The following is a 15686-nucleotide window of genomic DNA, read 5'->3' as shown; positions in this document are numbered from 1 at the left end:
TGAAAATATCATGCCAGGAAAAGTCAGGTGAAATATATGGTTAAGTTTATTCACAGCGCAGATCTGCATCTGGACAGCCCTTTCAGGTCCCGATCCAAGATGCCTTCGGGCATCTTCGAGGTGCTTATGGAGAGTACATACAATAGTGTCAAAAGGATGATGGATTTCGCCATCGAAGAGAAAGTGGACTTCATTATAATAGCGGGAGATGTCTTCGATCAGGCGAACCGCACACTGAAGTCCGAGATATTCATGAAGCGCCAGTTCGAACGGCTCAAGGAGTCCGGCATCTTCGCCTATGTCATCCATGGGAACCACGACCCCCTGACTGATGGCGTAAGGACGTCCTGGCCGGATAATGTCACGGTCTTCAAGGAGAATGTGGAAACCTATGAGATGATCACCTCGAAGGGGGAGAATGTATTCCTTCACGGCTTCAGCTATTATCTGGATGACTCCTACGAGAACAAGCTCGATGACTATCCGGTGAATACCATGAACGACGGGATACATATCGGCATCCTCCATGGCACCTATTCAAAGAGCCAGTATGGACAGGAGCGCTATACAGAGTTCAATCTGGAAGTACTGAATGAAAAATTGTATCATTACTGGGCACTGGGCCACATCCATCAGCGGGAGCAGCTCAGCGACCTCCCGCCGATCCATTATTCCGGCAACATCCAGGGGCGGCACAAGAATGAGTATGGGGAGAAGGGTTTCCTATTGGCAGAAGGGGATGACGTCTATCTCAACACCCGTTTTGTGCCGATACAGGAACTCATCTTTTCGGAATATGACCTGGAAGTCCAGTCGCTCGCCAAACAGGACCTCTACCAGTCCATCGTCGAGTTCAAGCATCGGTTGAGGGAAAAGGGGCGGCACATCATACAGCTCAACCTTGTATATGACGGGGAAGAGACGATATCGGATGCCGACTTCAATGAAGTGGTCGAGCTGCTTAAGGAAGACGAAAGGGACCTGAAGCAGTTCGTATGGATCGATGACCTCCGCCTCAAATATCTCACCCAGGATAACATCGCCCTGCTCAATGATATAAAGGCGACCCATTCCCAGAACAAGGAGCTGTTCAAGGAAGCGGTGAATGCGCTGTACATGGATCCGCGGCTCAACAGATACCTGGAGCCTGTCCAGGACATCGATCAGGAAGAGCTGCTTAACGAAGGCGAAGAACGCCTTAGAATGTTGATGAGGAAGTAGTGGACATATGAAAATTATTGCTCTGAATATATATGGCTATGGAAAGATTACAGAAACCGAAATAGACACCGATCAGCAGTTCATCCAGTTTTTTGGTGAAAACGAAGCCGGAAAATCGACGATGCAGTCGTTCATCCATTCCATCCTGTTCGGTTTTCCGACGAGGAAGGAACAGGAACCGAGAAGGGAACCGCGCATGCACAACTTGTATGGCGGGAAGATTACAGTGGAATTTCCGGATGAAGCGGGCCCGGTGGAAATCGAACGCATAAAAGGGAAGGTACAGGGGGATGTGAAAGTCTATTTCATGGACGGTTCCGTCAGGGGAGAAGACTGGCTGATAAAGAAGCTGAACTTCATCGACAAGAAGACATACCGGTCGATCTTTTCCTTTGATGTACTGGGTCTCCAGGATATCCATAAGAATATGACCGAGGACAAACTGCAGGAATATCTGCTTCGGGCAGGTGCACTTGGTTCACATGAATACGACGAGATGCTGAGTGCCATAGACGCCGAGATGAAATCAATCTACAAGAAGAACGGCACGAACCCTGAACTGAACCAGGAAATGGATGAAATTGCAAACCTCAGTGAGAAGATCAGGGTGCTGGAACAGACAGAAGAGCGCTACAAGACGCTGGTCAATGAGAAGCTCAAGACCGAGGAAAGCCTGAATGCCAAAAAGGATGCCCTTTTCCAGCTGGATATGGTCCGCAAGCAGAAGATGAAGGAAGTCATGTACCATAAGGACATCAAAGATTGGAAGGCCCTAGAGGACAAGCTGAACATAGATCCTGTGGTCTTCCCCGAGCAGGGGCTTGAAAGGTATGAGACGCTGAAGCATCAGGCCCAGCAGACCGACCGTGATATCGCGCTCCGGACCGAGAAGCTCAAAGTCCTGAAAAATGAAATCGACGGTGTGTCCCTGCCTGACAGGAACCGGCTGGCCTATCTGGAGGGCATCCAGAAGAAGGAGCCGGACATCAAACAGAAGAACATGGAGTACTCCAGGCTCTCCGCCTCCATAGATACCCTGGAAGAGGAGATCGCCCAGCTCAGGCGGGATATCGGCTGGCAGGAAGAGCATCATGAAGTGGATGATTCGAATATCGTCAAGGAGTCCGTGCAGACGGTCCTTTCAAAACTTGATGAGGTCACATTGGAAGAACAGTTCCTTGTACGCGAAATCGATCATCTGAAGTCCGATCTCAGACAGTTCGACCAGGACATAGAACGTCTGGAGCAGGAACAGATCAGTGATGAGCGGATCCGTGTGAAGAAGGAAGTCATTGAACGGGAGTTTGAACTGAAGGAAAAAGAGAAGATGTTCAGGCTCATCGAAAAGGACTATGAGCGTGAGAAAAAGGAGCGGGACCGGGTCAAAAAGGGCCAGTCGACCCTGATCATCGGCATCAGTGTCCTCGCACTCCTGATCGGTGTATTCTATCTGATCAATGCCAGCTGGCTGATGGGCGGGCTCTTTACAGTCATCGGGGCCGGCACCCTGCTGCTTCTGATGCTCACAAATCAGCGGGAAGACAACGCACTGAAAAACGACTACCAGGATGAAGTCCGTGAACTCAAGGATATCATCGAGACGATAAAAAGAAATAATAATGTCGATTTCGACCTCAACGACGCAAGAGACCTCAAGATGGACCTGAAGACGCAGAGGACGAAAAGGATCTCCACGAACGTCAGGCTCGAGGAACTCAAGGAAACACTGGCACTCAAGGAAACGCAGCATGATTCACTGAATACCGACCTAGCAGCAATCAAAAGTGACCTGAAAGTGAATCCGGATATTGAAAACAAAAATATCGTGGATGCGATCCATACGATCAGGGAAATCAAGCAGAAGCGGAACCAGATCAACAGGCATACGGTAGAGATGGACAACATCAATCGGGAACTGCAGCAGTTCAAAAGGAGCGTCAAGGATGACGTAGCGAATTTCGGCATACACTACGATGACAGCACGATCTTCTATGACGTCAAAAGTATGGTTTCAGGCATGTATAAGGATGAAGCGCATTATAACAGGCTGAAAGATCAGATCAACCTGCTTGAAAATGAAATAAAGGTGCTTACCGAGAGGAATGAGGCTTCCAGGCAGGAAATCGTGCAGCTGCTCGACTATGTGGATGCTGAAGACGAGGAAGAATACTACTATTTCGCAAGAAAATACAAAGAGTATCATGACAATATAGAACGCTTCAAAGAACTGAGTGAAAAGCTTGAAGAAGAACACTTCGACTATGATGCGAGAAATGAACTCTCCACTTATCTCCTTGCCGATCTGAAGGAGGAAGAGGAGAGCATCGCAGAACAGATAGAGGACTTCAACAGGAAGCTGCAGGATGAACAGAAGGTGCTAGCGGAGCTGAACTCCGAAATCAGCACCCTGGAAAGTGACGGCAAGCTGAGTGAAGTGAACCACAGGTTCGAGATGAAGAGGACGCTGATCCAGAACCTCTCAAAAGAATACATGTCGCTCAACTATATCCGCATCCTCATTGAAACACATATTAAAGCCATCAAAGATGAAAGGCTGCCTGTGGTCATCGAAGAGGCGAGGAGCATTTTCGAGAAAGTGACGCGAGGGCGGTATATCAACGTCACCTATGACGAAAACGGCATCACGGTAAGGCATGTCAACGGCCAGCTCTTCCATCCTCTGGAACTGTCCCAGTCGACGAAGGAAATGCTCTATATCAGTCTCAGATTGAGCCTGATCAAAGCGCTGAAGGGCTACTACCAGCTGCCGCTGATCATAGACGATGCCTTCGTCCACTTCGACAAGGAACGCAAGAAGATCATCATCGACTATCTGCGCAATGAAGTGGATGACCAGGTACTGTACTTCACATGCAATCTGGACAGTGCAATTTCGTCCTCACAGACGGTCAAACTTAAAGAAAGAGTAAAATGAGGTGACTATACTTGAATAACATATCCAAACTGAAACCCGGAGATTCGGTGGAATCCTTCTACCTGATAAAAAGAAGCCAGCAAGGTGTCACATCCCAGGGCAAACCTTATATGACCCTGTTCCTTCAGGACCGCACGGGAGAGATTGAAGCCAAGCTCTGGACTGTATCGAAAGAAGATATGGAAGTCCTCAAACCCGAAACGCTCATCAAGGTCAAAGGGGATGTCATCGACTACCGCAACAAGAAGCAGATGAAAATTGCCGCATTCAGAACCGCAACCGAAGCGGATGATCTGAATGCCAAGGATTTTGTGGAAAAGGCACCGATCGATGAAGATACATTGTACGAGAGCATCATGGACTATGTCATCAAGATCGAGAATGGCAGCCTGCAGCGCATCGTACGCCAGCTGCTGAACAAGTACAAGAAGGAATTTCTAAGCTTCCCGGCAGCAATGACGAACCACCACGACTTCGTTTCGGGACTGGCGTATCATGTACACTATATGCTGAGGACGGCAGAGGCACTATGCGACATCTATCCGTCGCTGAACCGCAGCCTGCTCTACAGCAGCATCATCCTCCATGACATCGGGAAGGTGAAGGAGCTGTCCGGTCCGGTGGGGACCACCTATACGGTGGAAGGAAATCTGATCGGGCACATCGTGATCGCCAGCGAAGAGATCACCCGGGTCGCCCAGGACCTGAACATCGATGGCGAGGAGGTCATGCTGCTCAAGCACATGATACTGAGCCATCATGGAAAGCTCGAATACGGTTCACCGAAACCGCCGATGCTGAAGGAAGCTGAAATCCTCCATTTCATCGACAATATCGATGCGCGCATGATGATGATGGACAAGCATACCGGAAAGGCGGATAAGGGAGAGTTTACAGAGCGGATCTTCCCGCTTGAGGGGCGCTTCTTCTACCGTCCGGAATCATTGGATTAAAATCGAAGATATACAAAAAGGACTTGTGAGTTCAACAACTCACAAGTCCTTTTTTTCATCTATTCAGCTGGTTCTTCAGTGGATTCCTCTGCGGATTCTTCAGTAGATTCCTCAGTGGACTCCTCTGCAGATTCCTCGGAACCGGCATTCAGATATGTTTCTTCAATGTAGGTACGGATTTCTTCATTTTCAAACTCGACATTGTATTCCTCGAGAAGATCATTATAGAACCCGAGCACCTGATCCTGGTTTTCCTGGATCTTCTGGCTTACGACCTGGCGTTTGATGGTATCCAGCTCTTCGTCAATGTTCTCTTCTTCGTGTCTTTTGATGATGTGGTAGCCGAAATCGGATTCGACTACATCGGATACTTCTCCCTGTTCAAGTTCGAAAAGGGCATTTTCGAATGGTTCGACCATCTGTCCACGCTGGACGTAGCCGAGTTCACCATTGTTTTCCGCACTGCCTGTATCGTCGGATTCTTCGGCGGCCAATTCGCCGAAGTCAGCACCATCTTCGATTTCCTGATGGAGGGATTCAGCTTTCTCCTGCGCTTCCTCATCACTCAGGCCATCCTCTTCTTCGGAGACTTCAACGAGTATATGTGAAGCTTCACGTACAGTGTCTTTCGCTTCTTCATCAGTCACTTCGAATTTCTCAGCAAAGAACTTATCATGATAGGCATTGTTGATGCGCTGCTCCTTATACTGTTCCACCGTCATGCCCGGCTGCTGCTGCTGGAGCACCATGGCGAACTGTTCCTCTCCGCCCATGCTTTCAATCTCTTCGTCGATCTGGGATTCGATCGCTTCGCGGTCGACCTCGTCACTGTATTTATCCTGCAGTATGGAGTCCAGAGTCAGCTGGAAAGTGCGGTTTGCGATATTATCGGTACCGAGTTCGTTAAGTATATCATCAGTAGTGACTTCTCCCGCATCGCTTGTTGCGAGCACGTCACCGTATTCCGTTTCACCGTTTTCGCCCCCCGTGGCGTTTTCGCTACTGCTGTCATCTGAACATCCAGCAAGCCCTATGAGGCCCAAGCCAACCACAATTGGCGCTAATCTCTTTTTCATTTCACAATTCTCCTTTAGTTTTGGCTACAGGAGATAATATATCACAATAAAGTAGCGGGGTACAAATGATTGTACACCCGCTATCAATTGGTTACTTGTCTTTTGTGAAAGTATTCTGAACTTCTTCAACCCTGTTCTGGATGTTTTCCACATTTTCCTGGATATGTTCAATATTGGGGTTGATATCGGCCTTGTAGTTGCTGATCATCGTCTTGACTTCATCACCCAGCGTCTTGAACACTTCCTGGGATTCGTGTTTTGTCTTCAGGAAGGAGGATTTCACTTCATTGGCTTCTATCTTGAGCTGATCCATCTGCGATTTCATATCCCCCGAACCGGATTTCAATGAAGACTGCAGTTCACTTCCGGATTTCGGTGCATTCATCAGTGATATCAGTGAGCCTCCCGTCACACCAACGAGAAAACCGATTGCAATATTTTTGAATTTCATAGCATGTCACGTCCTTTTTTATATACCAATACCCTGCCGTCTGACGGGTTATGCATCCAGACGGTCACGGATGGCATTTTCAATTTCCGTTTTTTCTTCGTCCGACCGTTTCTTCTCGTCCTGCTCCCACTTGTAGCCGAAGCCATCATACTCTTCCTTGTAGCGGGGGATGAGGTGGAAATGGATGTGGTATACGGACTGGGAGGCGAAGGCTCCGTTATTCTGTACAACATTCAGCCCCTCCGGCGAGAAGGCATCTTTAATGGCATTGGCAACTTTTGTAACGACTTTGATGAGATGGGCGCCTGTTTCCTCATCGAGATCATAGATGTTTTCGATCGGCTTCCTTGGCACGACAAGCGTGTGCCCTTTGGAGAGGGGGAAAGCGTCCATGAATGCAATGCAGACATCATCTTCATAGACGATATTCGCCGGAATGTCACCTTCTGCAATCTGTTCAAAAATAGTTTTACTCATTCGTTGTACCTCCATTGTTCAGTTATGATATATTTACTTGGTACAAGTATACAAATAATATATATTAATTAAAAGGAAGTCGAATATGGTACTTCAAATAGATGGACTGACAGGTGGATATTCAAAGACGCCTGTAATACATGATATTTCATTCAATATCGGGCATGGGGAGATCGTCGGGCTCATCGGCCTGAACGGCGCCGGCAAAAGTACGACGATTAAGCATATCCTCGGGCTGCTGCGCCCCCATTCGGGTGAAATCAGGGTAGGGGGCATGACTGCCTCGGAGGATATCGAATCCTACCGGCGCCAGCTTGCGTATATCCCGGAAACCCCGATCCTCTATGAGGAACTGACCCTGAAGGAGCATATACAGATGACGGCGATGGCCTATGGCATCGATGAAGCCACGGCGATGGCACGTGCAGAGCGGCTCCTCAAAATATTCAGGCTCGACACGAAAGTGGATATGTTTCCGACACACTTCTCCAAAGGGATGAAGCAGAAGGTGATGCTGATTTGTGCATTCCTTTCGCATCCGGACCTCTACATCATAGACGAACCGTTTCTTGGGCTCGATCCACTCGGAATCGAGTCGCTGATCGAGCTGATGGTCGAAGAGAAGAACAATGGCCGGTCGATACTGATGAGCACCCATATACTCGCCACTGCCGAAAGGTACTGCGACCGGTTCGCCATCATCGACGAGGGGCGCCTCATTGCAATCGGCAGCCTTGAAGCGCTCCGCAGGGAATTCGATATGCCGGGGGCCACACTGGATGAAGTGTATCTCAAGATTACAGGAGGCGGCATCGGAAATGACTGAAGGACTATTCAGGGAGAGAATGAATGCGGACATAGAAAGAAGGAGCTACTATGGCAAATTCATCTTCAACAGTCATTTCCTCATATTCCTGACAATCGCTTCCGGCTTTTTCCTCTATTCGCTGCTCAGCCTCATCCAGACGCTCGAGCCTTCATTATGGCAGGACATCGCTGCAGCACTGCTGGTGAGCATCACGATCATCCCGGCCTACCGGACACTGCTGAAGCGGGCGGATGGCGTGTTCCTGCTGCCCTATGAGGCGAAGTTCAGCAGGTATATGACGTCGGCCGACAGATATTCGCTGACACTGGGTCTTGCGAAACCGGTCATCGGAGGCATCGTTGCGGTACTGCTGCTGACGGTGGGCCACGGCATCGTGCAGATTCTGTCCTTCATCGCGGCAGGAATCATCTTCTATGTAATGAACTACCATATCAAGAAAGCCGCAATCAACTCCGATTTGTCGAATGCTGGCGTCATCACCATGTTGATGGCATTGAGCTTCATCTCTCTGCTGCTGATCCTGCAGCACCCGCTGTGGATCGTCCCTGCGGTCATCGTCATCTATATGCTGATGGGGTATGCGAAGAAGAGAAGCCATTCCCAGCTGGACTGGAGTACACTGATCGATTATGAGGAAGCCCAGCTCAACAAGTACTACCAGAACGTTGCCCTCTTCACGAATGTCAGTCACATCGACAAGCAGTTCAAAAGAAGAAGATATCTGGACCCGTTCCTGTGGAAGCCGAAGGGGAATGCCTTCAGTAAGGAACGGATGTATGAATACCTTTTCTACAGGACTTTTGCGCGGGATCACGACCTGCCGATGATCATTCTGCGGCTCATCCTGCTGTTCGGCATCGTCATGGTGTGGATCGGGAACCTCTACCTCTCGGTCATCATTGTGCTGTTCGGCATCTACATCATCGTCCTGCAGATGTCGCAGATCTATACCGCCCAGGCCTATCTGCTCTGGCCGAAGGTGTGGCCGGTGGACCGCAGTTTCATCCAGAAGAGCTACATCACCTATTCGCACAAGCTCGTCTTTGTGATTGCTGTCATCTTCAGCCTGATCTTCCTGGGTGTGCATCTCCAATACTTCTACCTTGTGCTGCTGTTCCCATTATGGGGATACATCATCAACAGGACTTTGAGCAGAACCGTATATAAAAAGGAACAGGAATTAAGCGACTGAAATATTCAGTCGCTTAAAATTCGTCTTCTGTATCTTCTTCATTGTCCTTGAGGGGCAGGTAAAGCTTTGAGGAGATGGACTTGTGGAACAGCGATTCCGCCGTGCGGTACTTGGCAAGGGCTTCGGTGCTCAGATAGTTCTTGTAGCTGTTCGTCTGCTTGAAATCATTATAGGTCGAAGTCTGTGCCCACTGGATGAGTATGAGGTAGGAATCTTCCCCGAGTGCTTCGCCTATGCGGTGGGACTGGACCCCTCTCGTACCCAACAGTATTTCGTTCAAATCGGCAAGATGCCCATGAAGTGGACCTTTCCTCTCATCCGGCACAGGAATGAAGTGCATCGATGTCGGGTTGTCCTCATCCAGGGACCCGGATGAATACTGCAGATCGTAGGAGTTTCGGGAGCTGAAAAGGCTGTCGCTGCTGTCGCTTTCATAATAGAGGACGGCATCCTGTCCCATGGCGGCGATATTGACATCCCTATGCTTCTTCTTCAGATCCTGCATGTAGGTTATCGTTCCTGTTGTCAAATGTAATTTCATCATGTTCACCTCGTAAGTAGTCTTAATAGGTCTATACCTTAAAGCTGAGAGGGGTAAACGTGCAAAAAATAAATCAAATTTTTGACATTATGGTCCTAATTAATAATAACTATCATCAATGTGTTAGAATATTGATGGATATTAAAAATTGGAGGAGAAAATTGTGTTCAATGATACGATAATTAAAGCGGCAAGAGGAGAAAAGACCGATTATACTCCTGTCTGGTTCATGAGACAGGTCGGAAGAAGCCAGCCCGAGTATAACAAGGTCAAAGAAAAATACTCCCTGATGGAGATTACGCACCAGCCGGAGCTGACCGCTTATCTGACTGCGACACCAGTCGATAATTATGATGTGGATGCGGCTGTGCTGTACAAGGATATCGTTTCTCCTCTGGCACCCCTCGGCGTTGATGTGGACATCAAACCGGGTGTCGGGCCTGTCATACAGAATCCCATCCGTGACATAAAGGATGTGGAGAAGCTCGGGGAGCTCGATCCCTACAAGGATCTCGACTATATCTACAAAACCATCGAGATACTGACGAAAGAAAAATTGAACGTTCCTCTCATCGGTTTCTGTGGGGCACCATTCACAGTGGCCAGCTATATGATAGAAGGTGGTCCGTCGAAGAACTACCACAAGACGAAGAAGATGATGTACAACCAGCCTGAAACGTGGTTCAGACTGATGGATAAGCTGACTGAGATGAGCATCCGGTACCTGCGGGCGCAGGTCGAGTCGGGGGCGAGCCTCATTCAGATATTCGATTCATGGGGCGGCGCACTGAGCCGTGAGGACTATGCCTACTACCTTTCCCCTTCAATGAACAAAATCATTAGCAGTGTGAGGGAGATGGGTGCACCGGTCATTGTATTCGGCATCGGAGCATCTCATTTGATTCCGGAATGGAACACACTTAATATGGATGTCATCGGTCTCGACTGGCGGACTTCAATCGATCAGGCAAGGGAACTCGGCGTCACGAAGGCACTCCAGGGCAACCTTGATCCTGCACTCCTTCTGGCCGACTGGCAGGTGATCGAGGACCGGACGAAAGCCATCCTCGACCAGGGCAGAAACGAAGCCCACATATTCAATCTGGGCCACGGGGTGTTCCCTGAAGTGGACCCGGAGACACTTAGGAAATTAACTTCATTTGTACATGAATACAGTAAAGGAAAGTGATTGGAATGAAACAGAAAAAAGGTCTACTCGTAATGGCGTATGGTACGCCGTATAAAGAAGAGGATATTGAACCCTACTACACCCACATCCGCAGGGGCAGGAAGCCTTCGGAGGAAGCACTTCAGGATCTGAAGGACCGCTATGAGGCGATCGGCGGGATCTCTCCTTTGGCCGATACGACGAAAAGGCAGGCGGAAGCACTGGTCAGCCAGCTGAACCAGTCCCAGAACGAAGTCGAGTATGAGCTGTTCATCGGCCTCAAGCACATCGATCCATTCATCGAGGACGCAGTGGAGGCGATGAATGACCATGGCATCAAGGAAGCGGTATCCGTCGTACTGGCGCCGCACTATTCCAACTTCTCCGTCGGATCCTACAACAAGCGGGCCGAGGAGGAGGCCGAGAAATATGGCATCTCGATCAAATCCGTGGAATCATACTACGAGCAGCAGCCATTCATCGATTTCTGGACGGAGGCGGTCAACGACTCCCTCAGTGAAGTGCCGGAAGCAGAACGTGATGAAACGGCAGTCGTCGTAAGTGCGCACAGCCTGCCCGAGAAGATCAAGGAGCACAATGACCCGTATCCGGATCAGCTGGAAGAAACGGCACAGCTCATCAAGGAGAATGCGGAACTGAAGAATGTCCATATCGGATGGCAGTCCGAAGGGAATACACCGGACCCATGGCTGGGACCGGACGTGCAGGATCTGACGAAGGATCTGTACGACGAGAAGGGATACAAGCATTTCATATATCTCCCGGTCGGATTCGTATGCGAGCACCTCGAAGTCCTCTATGACAACGATGTCGAGTGCAAGGATGTATGTGACGAAGTGGGCGCAGGATACCACAGGCCGACAATGCCGAACACGGACGAGCGTTTCATCCAGGCAATGATCAACGAAATAAACAGACTGTAGTAAAGAAGGCTGATTATAGTGAAAAAGGTAGCAATCATAGGTGCAGGGATAACAGGTTTGTCCGCTGCCCACTATCTGTCGAAGCAGGAAGACATTGAAGTGGACCTCTTTGAGCAGAGCGACAGGGCGGGCGGCAAGGTCAGGACACACCAGCGGAACGGCTATACGATTGAACTCGGTCCCGAATCGTATCTGGCCAGAAAGAAGATCCTCACTGAACTGGCCGAAGAAATCGGCCTCGGTGACGACCTGGTCCGCAATCAGACGGGCACTTCATATATTTATGTAAATAAAAAATTGTCACCCCTTCCGAAAGGGACGGTGCTCGGAATGCCGACCGAACTGGTGCCATTCCTGACCACGGATCTCATCTCAGCGCGGGCCAAACTGAGGGCCGGGCTTGATTTCCTCAAGAAGCCGACAGAGCTTTATACGGATATTTCCGTCGGAGAATTCTTCCGGGGCAGACTCGGTGACGAAGTGCTGGAGAACATTGTCGAACCACTCCTGTCCGGCATCTACAGCACCAACATCGATGAACTGAGCCTGATGTCCACCTTCCCGAACTTCAAGGAGATGGAAGAGCGGCACGGCAGCCTCATCAAAGGGGTCTACCACCAGAAGAACAGTGCGCCTAAAAGTGTGCCGGGTAAAAAGCAGGGTCAGTTCCTGCAGTTCAAGAACGGTCTGCAGTCGTTCATAGACAGACTGCTCGAAGTGCTGCAGGAGAATGGCGTATCGACATTTTTCGAGCATGATGTGACAGCCATCGAAAAAAACGATGGGACATATGAGCTGACCGTCAATGGCGAATCACGCACATATGATAATGTCATCGTGACCACGCCGCACTTCCAGTACAAGAGGTGGTTCCAAGACATGCCGCTTGAATACTTCAAGCATATGAAGGCGACAAGCGTCGCAACGGTCGTGATGGCCTTTGATGATCATCAGGTGAAAAATGAGATTGACGGGACCGGCTTCGTAGTGAGCAGGAAGATGGATACGTCAATCACGGCATGCACATGGACCAACAAGAAATGGGCCCATGCTGCACCGGATGGAAAGACGCTTCTGCGTGCATATGTCGGCAGGCCGGGGGATTACATCGTCGAAGAGAAGGATGATGAAGAGATCCTGCGACTTGCCCGCAAGGACCTGGACCAGATCATGACGATCAACGGAGAACCCGAGTTCACCATCGTGACGAAGCTGAAGCATTCCATGCCGCAGTACAAGGTGGGCCATAAGGAAATGATCCGTGGCATCCATGAGTACATGGCGGAGCACTATCCGGGCATCGTACTGACAGGCGCCTCACACAGTGGTGTCGGTCTGCCGGACTGCGTCAGACAGGCCAAAGAAGCGGTGGAATCAATTACAGAATAGATGGAAAACCATGCCCTGAATGTTATCATATATAATATCAGGGCATTTTTTTAAGGAGGCAGATATAATGAAGTTCATTTCAAACAACAATATCACCGATCCGATGATCAACCTGGCGATGGAAGAGTACGTACTGCGTGAAATTCCTACAGACGATTCCTACTTCCTGTTCTATGTGAACCAGCCCTCCATCATCATCGGAAAGAACCAGAATACGATAGAAGAAATAAATGAATCGTATATCCGGGAAAATAACATCAAAGTCGTCCGTCGCGTATCCGGCGGCGGGGCGGTCTATCATGACGAAGGCAACTTGAATTTCAGCTTCATTACGGAAGATGATGGGGAAAGCTTCCATAACTTCAGGAAATTCACCCAGCCGATCGTCGACGTGCTGCAGGATATGGGCGTCAACGCCGCACTGTCCGGCAGAAATGATCTGGAAATTGACGGCAAGAAGGTATCCGGCAACGCGATGTTCAGTCAAAAGGGGCGGATGTTCTCCCATGGGACACTCATGCTCGACAGCGACATCTCCGAAGTGCAGAACGCCCTGAAGGTGAATCCGAAGAAGATTGAATCGAAAGGCGTGAAATCCGTAAGGGGACGTGTCGGCAACATCAACGACTTTATGGATGAGAAACTGGATATCGATACATTCAAGCAAAAAATTCTGGAATATATCTTCGGTGGAGAGGAGAACATCGAGGAGTATGTCCTGACGGAAGAAGACTGGGAAAAAATCTACAAGCTATCTGAAGAGAAGTATCAGACATGGGAATGGAACTACGGCAGGAATCCGAAATACAACTTCAATGCCTCTCACAAATTCGATGCCGGGCTGCTTGATGTGAGGCTGGATGTCAAAAAGGGCAGAATCCAACATGCAAAGATATTCGGTGATTTCTTCGGCGTAGGGGAAGTGGATGTCATTGAGGAGAAAATAATCGGTGTGGAGCATAACAGGGAAGCGATAGACAAGGCGCTCGAAGACGTCGATATCAGCTTCTATCTGGGAAGGATCACAAGGGAAGAATTCCTGAACCTGATTGCGTAGACACATAAAATAGGCTGACTTTTAACTGTATGTACATTCGTACATGTTAAAAGTCAGCCTTTTTCGTATCTTTTAAGCGGCATCTTCATCTTCATCGGTCAATTCCTTTAGCAGTGATGTGTAGGTCATGAACTTCTCTTCGTCCTTTTCAACCAAGGCCTCTTCAATCTTTTCAGTGTATTGCTTACGATTATAGTCATCCATGGCCTCTTGGAGCAGTAGTTCAGCGGACAGATCGTTTATCGTGTTGATGAAGACTCGCAACTGGTTAACCGGGTATACTTGTTTATTCATCCCTAAATCCCCCTTCATCATTTGGTTGTTACAAATTATATAACACGAATTGGACCAGGTCAAACTATGTTTTGAATATTTAGACAATTTATTGTTGTAATTTTACATTATTCAGTTATTATTTAACATTATTTAAATAATAGTTAACAAGAATGAAAATATGTGATATATTTTAAATATTGGAATATTTAGAGGGGGAACAGCATGAACAGACTGCATTATCAGATCCACGAAGAGACGATGTATATCGTACCAGTAAACAATGGGGGCTATATCGAAAGCAGGGTAGGTGAAACTTATGGAGGAGGCATCGACTGCAGGCTCAACCCGAACAAGCTGATTGAGCGCAACTGCCGGAACCATTCTCAGAACTACGCAGCAAGAAAAGACCTAACCAAGACACTCACCGGCATCACCAGCAAGCTGCCGATCATCGTCGACCTTTTCGGCGCCTATATATATTTCTGTACTCATTCCGATCGCATCAGTGAGAACAACTGGTTCAATATCAGGCATGTGCAGTCCTACTGGAACGATGGGGGAATGACCAGGGTGCAGTTCTCGAACAATGAGGAACGCATCATCGACATCTCCTATGCCTCCTTCAACAACCAGTATCTGAACGCACTCAAGCTGCATTACAAATTCAATCAGCAGAAGGAGAAATATCAGCAGAAGGAGATGAATATGCACTTTCAGTATCCCACGCTCGGGAGGGGGGAAGTGGCGCAAATCAACGAAACCATATACCATTCCTACATAAATTATATAAACGGACTGCAAATCAAGAATGAAGTGTAAATTTAACTTAAAACATGTTTATAAACGGTTGAAAAAACGTGTGGAATTGTTATAATTGTAAATGTTCGATTGAAAACAACATTATTCCACAGTAGCTCAGTGGTAGAGCTATCGGCTGTTAACCGATCGGTCGTAGGTTCGAATCCTACCTGTGGAGCCATGGAGATGTACTCAAGTGGCTGAAGAGGCGCCCCTGCTAAGGGTGTAGGTCGGTTCTCCCGGCGCGAGGGTTCAAATCCCTCCATCTCCGTTATTTATCCCGTAACCTTTTAGGTTGCGGGATTTTTTATTGTGAAGATTCTATAATCTTTTAATATTTATGTAGTAGGAGGGCTAAGCTTCTTCTGATTGATAAATC

Annotated in this window: 15 protein-coding genes and 2 tRNA genes; 12 read left to right on the top strand and 5 right to left on the bottom strand. The window is 48.5% G+C overall.

All coding sequences use genetic code 11. The features are described from left to right. Window positions 1–36: 36 nt before the first annotated feature. From RQP18_RS08590 to yhaM, 3 genes are read left to right on the top strand one after another with little or no spacing between them, the layout of a single operon-like run. A complete protein-coding gene (locus RQP18_RS08590) occupies window positions 37–1221 on the top strand; it encodes a metallophosphoesterase family protein (RefSeq protein ID WP_342387307.1) in 1185 nt (394 codons plus the stop codon). Between the two features lie 7 nt (window positions 1222–1228). Continuing rightward, the gene (locus RQP18_RS08585) at window positions 1229–4156 is read left to right on the top strand and encodes an ATP-binding protein (protein WP_342387306.1); all 2928 of its coding nucleotides are present in this window, start codon (window positions 1229–1231) and stop codon (window positions 4154–4156) included. Window positions 4157–4167: 11 nt separating this feature from the next. Further along, on the top strand, window positions 4168–5109 hold the full coding sequence (gene yhaM, locus RQP18_RS08580; RefSeq protein WP_342387305.1) for a 3'-5' exoribonuclease YhaM: 942 nt from the start codon (window positions 4168–4170) through the stop codon (window positions 5107–5109). A gap of 59 nt (window positions 5110–5168) precedes the next feature. On the opposite strand, the gene RQP18_RS08575 is transcribed toward yhaM, so the two are convergent. The 3 genes from RQP18_RS08575 to RQP18_RS08565 all read right to left on the bottom strand — a co-directional run bounded on the left by RQP18_RS08575 (window position 5169) and on the right by RQP18_RS08565 (window position 7113). Next, window positions 5169–6185, bottom strand: coding sequence for a peptidylprolyl isomerase (locus tag RQP18_RS08575; RefSeq protein ID WP_342387304.1), 1017 nt, complete (start codon window positions 6183–6185; stop codon window positions 5169–5171). 91 nt (window positions 6186–6276) lie between these two features. Continuing rightward, window positions 6277–6636 (bottom strand): YtxH domain-containing protein, encoded by a 360-nt coding sequence (locus RQP18_RS08570; RefSeq protein WP_031544244.1) that lies wholly within the window; start codon window positions 6634–6636, stop codon window positions 6277–6279. 48 nt (window positions 6637–6684) lie between these two features. Continuing rightward, complete coding sequence (locus RQP18_RS08565) at window positions 6685–7113, bottom strand: HIT family protein (protein ID WP_342387303.1); 429 nt, start codon at window positions 7111–7113, stop codon at window positions 6685–6687. An 85-nt stretch (window positions 7114–7198) separates the two neighbouring features. Here RQP18_RS08565 and RQP18_RS08560 point away from each other — a divergent pair, with 85 nt between their 5' ends. Beyond that, window positions 7199–7939, top strand: coding sequence for an ABC transporter ATP-binding protein (locus RQP18_RS08560; protein WP_342387302.1), 741 nt, complete (start codon window positions 7199–7201; stop codon window positions 7937–7939). Continuing rightward, window positions 7932–9134 carry an ABC transporter permease gene (locus RQP18_RS08555; protein WP_342387301.1) on the top strand — a complete coding sequence of 401 codons (1203 nt, stop codon included), beginning with the start codon at window positions 7932–7934 and terminating at the stop codon, window positions 9132–9134. Before RQP18_RS08560 ends, RQP18_RS08555 begins: the two co-directional genes overlap by 8 nt. A gap of 13 nt (window positions 9135–9147) precedes the next feature. Here RQP18_RS08555 and RQP18_RS08550 read toward each other — a convergent pair whose 3' ends face one another. After that, on the bottom strand, window positions 9148–9678 hold the full coding sequence (locus RQP18_RS08550) for a hypothetical protein (protein ID WP_342387300.1): 531 nt from the start codon (window positions 9676–9678) through the stop codon (window positions 9148–9150). A 160-nt stretch (window positions 9679–9838) separates the two neighbouring features. Here RQP18_RS08550 and hemE point away from each other — a divergent pair, with 160 nt between their 5' ends. The 4 genes from hemE (at window position 9839) to RQP18_RS08530 (ending at window position 14233) form a co-directional block, all read left to right on the top strand. Beyond that, window positions 9839–10864 (top strand): uroporphyrinogen decarboxylase, encoded by a 1026-nt coding sequence (hemE, locus tag RQP18_RS08545; RefSeq protein ID WP_342387299.1) that lies wholly within the window; start codon window positions 9839–9841, stop codon window positions 10862–10864. A gap of 5 nt (window positions 10865–10869) precedes the next feature. Next, the gene (hemH, locus tag RQP18_RS08540) at window positions 10870–11787 is read left to right on the top strand and encodes a ferrochelatase (RefSeq protein WP_342387298.1); all 918 of its coding nucleotides are present in this window, start codon (window positions 10870–10872) and stop codon (window positions 11785–11787) included. Window positions 11788–11805: 18 nt separating this feature from the next. Next, window positions 11806–13176, top strand: a complete 1371-nt coding sequence (hemY, locus tag RQP18_RS08535; RefSeq protein ID WP_342387297.1) for a protoporphyrinogen oxidase — start codon at window positions 11806–11808, stop codon at window positions 13174–13176. 67 nt (window positions 13177–13243) lie between these two features. Beyond that, complete coding sequence (locus tag RQP18_RS08530; protein ID WP_342387296.1) at window positions 13244–14233, top strand: lipoate--protein ligase; 990 nt, start codon at window positions 13244–13246, stop codon at window positions 14231–14233. Window positions 14234–14305: 72 nt separating this feature from the next. Here the strand turns inward: RQP18_RS08530 and RQP18_RS08525 are convergent, their stop codons facing one another. Beyond that, entirely contained in the window at window positions 14306–14527 is a 222-nt protein-coding gene (locus RQP18_RS08525) for an IDEAL domain-containing protein (protein WP_342387295.1), read from the bottom strand. A 204-nt stretch (window positions 14528–14731) separates the two neighbouring features. On the opposite strand from RQP18_RS08525, the gene RQP18_RS08520 reads away from it, so the two are divergent. The 3 genes from RQP18_RS08520 to RQP18_RS08510 all read left to right on the top strand — a co-directional run bounded on the left by RQP18_RS08520 (window position 14732) and on the right by RQP18_RS08510 (window position 15578). After that, the gene (locus RQP18_RS08520) at window positions 14732–15328 is read left to right on the top strand and encodes a competence protein ComK (protein ID WP_342387294.1); all 597 of its coding nucleotides are present in this window, start codon (window positions 14732–14734) and stop codon (window positions 15326–15328) included. A gap of 85 nt (window positions 15329–15413) precedes the next feature. Next, window positions 15414–15488, top strand: a tRNA-Asn gene (locus RQP18_RS08515). A 1-nt stretch (window position 15489) separates the two neighbouring features. Next, a tRNA-Ser gene (locus RQP18_RS08510) sits at window positions 15490–15578 on the top strand. The last annotated feature ends 108 nt before the right edge of the window (window positions 15579–15686 follow it).

It is taken from the genome of Salinicoccus sp. Bachu38 (assembly GCF_038561955.2).
In the GTDB taxonomy this organism is placed as follows: Bacteria; Bacillota; Bacilli; order Staphylococcales; family Salinicoccaceae; genus Salinicoccus; species Salinicoccus bachuensis.
This window is presented reverse-complemented; position numbering and strand designations above follow the sequence as displayed.